Here is a 5,550-nt window from a genome sequence, read left to right on the forward strand (position 1 = left end):
AACGTTCGTGAATATGCAACCGGTCAACACCGATGTGCTGGGTCATTCGTGATGACACGACTTTTCTGGATGCCGAGAATCCATTAAAAGTAGGGGGAATCCAGGGGGCGTCGGTCGGTGCAGCAAGGTCAACGCCCCCGGGTTCACGGGACGCGTGTGTGCCGGGCTGAAACGGCTTCCGTCCTCCTGAAAATCCCCCCGGGACACTCGACATGCACTTGCCGACTCGCGCTGCCCCCGCCTCCGCGTTCGTTCGTCCCGAGAACGCTACCCTCGTCGACGTGTGCCGTGCCCGGGCGGTGTCTCAGCCCACCGACTCCATCTTCACGTTTGTCGACGAAGAGGGGGAGCACACCGTCACCTATGCTGAACTGGATGCGCAGGTGCGCGCGGTGGCGGCGCGGCTCCAGCAGGAGATGGCGCCAGGAGACCGGGCGCTGCTCATGTACTCGCCAGGGCGCGAGTACGTGGTGGGCTTCCTCGCGTGTCTGTATGCGGGCGTGGTGGCGGTGCCCGCATATCCGCCGGATGTGATGCGACTGGGGCGCACGCTGCCCCGGCTCCAGGCGCTGGTGGCGGACTGCGGCGCGCGTGTGGCGCTCACCACGTCCGGAATCTCGGAGCTGGTGGGGCCGCTCACCGAAGGACTGGACGACCTGCGGGCGCTGCGCTGGTTGTCGACGGACACGGTCCCTCTCGGTGAGGCCGCGTCGTGGCGCGATGCGGGCGTGCGCGAGGACACGGTGGCGTTCCTCCAGTACACGTCGGGCTCCACCGGCTCGCCACGCGGCGTGGTGCTGGCGCACCGCCAGTTGATGCACAACTGCGAACTCATCTCGCGAGGGTTCGACGCGAAGCCGGATCCGAGGTTCGTCTCGTGGCTCCCGCCGTACCACGACATGGGGCTGATTGGCGGCATCGTCCATCCGCTGTTCCGGGACATGCATGCGTCGCTGATGGCGCCCTTGTTCTTCCTCCAGCGGCCCATGCGGTGGCTGGAGATCATCTCGCGCCACGGCGGCACGGTGAGTGGCGGGCCCAACTTCGCGTTCGACTTGTGCGTGCGCAAGAGCACGCCGGAGGAGCGGGCCGCGCTGGACCTCAGTCGCTGGGAGGTGGCGTTCTGTGGCGCGGAGCCGGTGCGCGCGGAGACGATGGACCGTTTCGCGGAGGCCTTCGCGCCCGCGGGCTTTCGCCGCCACGCGCTCTATCCCTGTTACGGCCTGGCGGAGGGGACGCTCATCGTCACGGGCCGCCAGCGCGTCGCGGAGCGTCCGGTGGAGTTGGTGGTGAAGAGCTTCTCGCGCGAGGGCCTGGAGCGGGGCGAGGCGCGAGCACCGGAGCATGCCGACGCCGGAGCAGTCCTCGTGGGCAGCGGCGAGGTGCTGGGCGCGCAGGAGCTGCGCGTGGTGGACCCCCAGACGCGCGAGCCGAAGGCCCCGGGCCAGGTGGGCGAGCTGTGGGTGCGCGGGCCCAGCATCGCGGAGGGTTACTGGCAGCGCCCCGAGGAGACGGAGCGTGACTTCCGGGGCCGCCTCGCGGGGACGGGCGAGGGGCCCTTCCTGCGCACGGGAGACCTGGGCATCGTCGAGGGCGGCGAGGTCTTCGTCACGGGCCGCTTGAAGGACGTGCTCATCCTGCGCGGGCGCAACCTCTACCCGCAGGACCTGGAGCTGACGGTGGAGCGCGGCCACCCGGCCCTGCGCCCGGGATGTGGCGTCGCGTTCTCGGTGGAGGCGGAAGGGGAGGAGCGGCTCGTCATCGTCCAGGAGGTCTCCGGAAAGGCGGCCGAAGGGGGCATCATCGACGAGGCGCTCGCGCGCATCCGCGCCACGCTCGTCGAGGAGCACGGCGTGGCCGCGCACGCGGTTGTGCTCATCACGTCGGGCAGCCTGCCCAAGACGTCCAGCGGCAAGGTGCAGCGGCGCGTGACGAAGCAGGCGTTCCTCACCGACGGCCTGGAGGTCGTGAAGGAGTGGCGGGAGAGCCGCGCGGACGTGCTCGCGCGGGACGAGGTGGCGAGTGCGTCCGAGGCGCTGACTTCAGGAGACGTGTTCTCGTGGCTCGCGAGCGAGGTGGCGCACCGGCTGGGTGTCGCCGCGAGCTCGCTGGATGCCGATGCGCCGCTCACGCAGTACGGCCTGGACTCGCTGCGCGGGCTGGATGTGATGCACGCGGTGCAAGAGACGTGGCGCGTGTCGCTGCCCCCGACGTTGTTGCTGCAAGGGCCGAGTCTGCGTGACGTGACGGCGTGGGTGGAGCGCATGCGGAACTCGGTCGCGGAGTCGTCCACTCCCGCCGTGTCGGAGGACGCGACGCCGCATGTCTCGGACGGTCAGCGCGCGCTCTGGTTCCTCCAGCGCATGGCGCCAGGAAGCACCGCGTACCACATCGCGCGCGCGATGCGCCTCGCGCCGGACGTGGACCTCGGGGTTCTGGAGCGCGCGTTCTCCGTGCTCATCACCCGCCATCCGGCTCTCGCGTGTGCCTTCCCCGAGGAGCGCGGCGAGCCCGTGCTGCGTCCCGCTGCCGCGCCCGCCCTGGAGCGCGAGTCGGCCCAAGGGTGGACGGATGGGGACTTGCGCGAGCGGTTGGAGGTGGAGACCCACCGTCCCTTCGACCTGGAGCGCGGGCCCATGATGCGCATGCGCGTCTTCACCGACGTCGCGGGTGGACCGGTGCTGCTGCTCGTGTTCCACCACCTCATCACCGACTTCTGGTCGTTGGAGGTGATGGCCGAGGAACTGGGCCTCCTCTACACGTCCGGTCTCCAAGGCGTGGCTCCGACGCTGCCGCCACCTCCGGCTCGCGTCGCGCCCATCCTCCGCGCGCAGGAGGCGCTGTACTCCGGTTCACGAGGCGACGGGCTCCAGGCGTGGTGGCGTGAGCAACTGAGCGGAGAGCTGCCGGTGCTGGAGTTGCCCACTTCGCGTCCACGGCCTCGACTCCAGTCCTTCCGGGGCGCGGCTGTGACCTTCCGAGTGGAGGCGGAGACCGCCTCTCGCCTGGTGTCGCTGGCGAGCGCGCGCGGTGCCACGCCCTTCATGGTGCTCCTGGCCGGCTACCTCGCCTTCCTGCGCCGCTACACGGGACATGAAGACCTGCTGGTGGGGACGCCGACGGCGGGTCGGGCACGCGCGGATCTGGCTCGACAGGTGGGCTACTTCGTCAACCCCGTGGCCCTGCGCGCCACCGTGACGAAAGGGCTGTCGTTCTCCGCGCTGCTGGCGGAAGTGCGCGGCACGGTGCTGTCCGCGCTGGAGCGGCAGGAGCTGCCCTTCGCTCGGCTCGTCGAGCGGCTCCAGCCTCGGAGGGATGCGTCGCGCGCGCCCGTCTTCCAGACGATGTTCGTGTTGCACTCCGGGCGTCCGGGCCGTGAAGCCCTCGCGCCCTTCGCGCTCGGAGGCGAGGGGACGCGGGTCCGGTTGGGTGCGCTGGAGCTGGAGTCCGTACCGCTGCGCAATCAGGCCTCGGCCTTCGACCTGACGTTGTCGATGGCGGAGTCGCGAGGTGGCTTCGCGGCCAGCCTGGAGTACTGCACGGACCTCTTCGATGCCGAAGTCGTGGAGCGCATGGCCCGTCATCTGGGCGCGCTGTTGGACGCGGCGTCGCGGACTCCCGACGTTCCGGTGCTCGACCTGCCGGTGCTGGATGAGGAGGAGCGGAGCGCGGCGCTGGCCACCGGCCGAAGGCGCGCGATGTCCGAAGCCCCTCCGGTGACCGGACTGCACGAGGCCTTCGAGTCCTGGGTGGCGAAGACACCCGAGGCCGTGGCCCTGGTCGCGGGCACGTCGCGGTGGACCTATCGCGAGGTGAATGACTGGTCGGACCGTGTCGCCGCGAGGCTGCGCTGTCAGGGCGTAGGTCCGGAGTGCCGTGTCGGTGTGCAGATGGAGCGCGGGGGCCCCGAGGCGCTCATCGCGTTCCTCGCGGTGTTGAAGGCCGGTGGAACGGTGGTGCCGTTCGACGCGGGCTACCCGTCGGAGCGAGTCTCGTGGATGTTGAGCGACGCCGGGGCGCGCTGGTTGCTCGTCCACGAGCGGCTCGCACGGCGACTGACCCTGCCCGAAGCCGTGACGACGCTGCTCTGGGAGGAGCACGGAGCCCGGGACACACGTGACGGGGAGTCGCCGTTCGAAGCACGACCGCTGCCCTCGTCGGACTGCACGGCGTACATCATCTACACCTCCGGAAGCACGGGACGTCCGAAGGGCGTGATGATCTCTCACTGGAGCTCCCTGCAGTTGGTCGAGACGATTCGACAGGGCTTCGCGTTGGCCCCCGGAGCACGAGTACTCCAGTTCGCGTCACCGGCCTTCGACGTCTCCGTCTGGGAATACATCCAGGGCCTGATGACGGGTGCGACGCTGGTCCTGCCTCCTCCTGGCGAAGTGCTCGCGGGTGAGGCGCTGCACCGGGTGCTGAGAGAAGAACGCATCACCCTCGTGACGCTCCCTCCCTCCGCCTGCACGTTGCTGCCGGAGACACCGCTTCCCGACCTGAAGACGCTCGTCTCCGCGGGCGAGCACTGTCCGGAAGACCTGGTGACCCGCTTCGCTCCGGGGCGGGTGATGCTGAACGCCTATGGGCCTACCGAAGTCACGGTCTGCTCGGCGTGGTCCACGTGCGTGGTCGGAACCGGGGCGCCGGACATCGGCCCGCCCTTGCCGCACGTCGATGCCTACGTGCTCGACGAGGCCCTGCGGCCTGTTCCTCCTGGGGTGACGGGGGAGCTGTTCCTGGGAGGCCCGGCCGTCGCACGCGGCTACGAAGGGCGCCCGGACCTGACGGCGGAGCGCTTCGTCCCGGACCCGTATGGCTCACGTCCTGGGGCGCGCCTGTATCGCACCGGGGACCTGGCGCGCTGGCGTCCCTCTGGCCACATCGACTTGCTGGGCCGCGTGGATGCGCAGGTGAAGCTGCGCGGGTTCCGCATCGAGCCGGGCGAGGTGGAGGTGGCCCTGCGCGAGCTGGCGGGAATGCGGCAGGCCCATGTCCGAGTGTGGCGCCCGCCGGCGGGTGGAGAGCCTCGGCTGGTCGCATACGTGGTGCCTCCGGAAGGCGGGATGCCGACGCCGGGAGAGGTGCGAGCGAGCCTTCGCGCGCGCCTGCCCGAACACCTGATTCCCGCGGACCTCGTCACCCTGGAGGCACTGCCGTTGTTGTCCAGCGGCAAGGTGGACACGCGGGCCCTGCCGGCTCCGACGCGAGCGGCGCCCTCGGAAGGTGCTCCGCGCACACCCTTGGAGCAGACGTTGGTCCAGGCATGGGCTGAGACGCTCGGGTATCCGACGGTGAGCGTCCACGCCCACTTCTTCGATGACCTGGGCGGCAGCTCGCTGTCGGCGGTGCGCGCGTGCGCGCGGCTGCGCGAGGTGCTCGGGCGGGATGTTCCCGTCACCCATTTCTTCGAGCATCCCACCGTCCATGCGCTGGCGCGGAGGCTGTCCTCCGAGTCGGAGCCTGGGACGCAGACGGTAAAGCATCAGGAGCGTGCGGAGGCCCGTCGTCAGGCCCTCCAGCGTCGCGGCGGAAGGAATACCTGAGAAC

General features: G+C 70.1%; 1 protein-coding gene. It reads left to right on the top strand.

The features are described 5' to 3' along the window. Window positions 1-212: 212 nt before the first annotated feature. Complete coding sequence (locus HUA75_RS11305; protein ID WP_174486357.1) at window positions 213-5,546, top strand: non-ribosomal peptide synthetase; 5,334 nt, start codon at window positions 213-215, stop codon at window positions 5,544-5,546. Window positions 5,547-5,550: the final 4 nt, after the last annotated feature.

The organism is Myxococcus sp. CA040A, from assembly GCF_013336725.1.
GTDB classification, from domain to species: Bacteria; Myxococcota; Myxococcia; order Myxococcales; family Myxococcaceae; genus Myxococcus; species Myxococcus llanfairpwllgwyngyllgogerychwyrndrobwllllantysiliogogogochensis.

Bases quoted from the DNA above. Each gene is read 5' to 3' on its own strand.
- HUA75_RS11305 (WP_174486357.1), top strand. From the start codon at position 213: ATGCACTTGCCGACTCGCGCTGCCCCCGCCTCCGCGTTCGTTCGTCCC.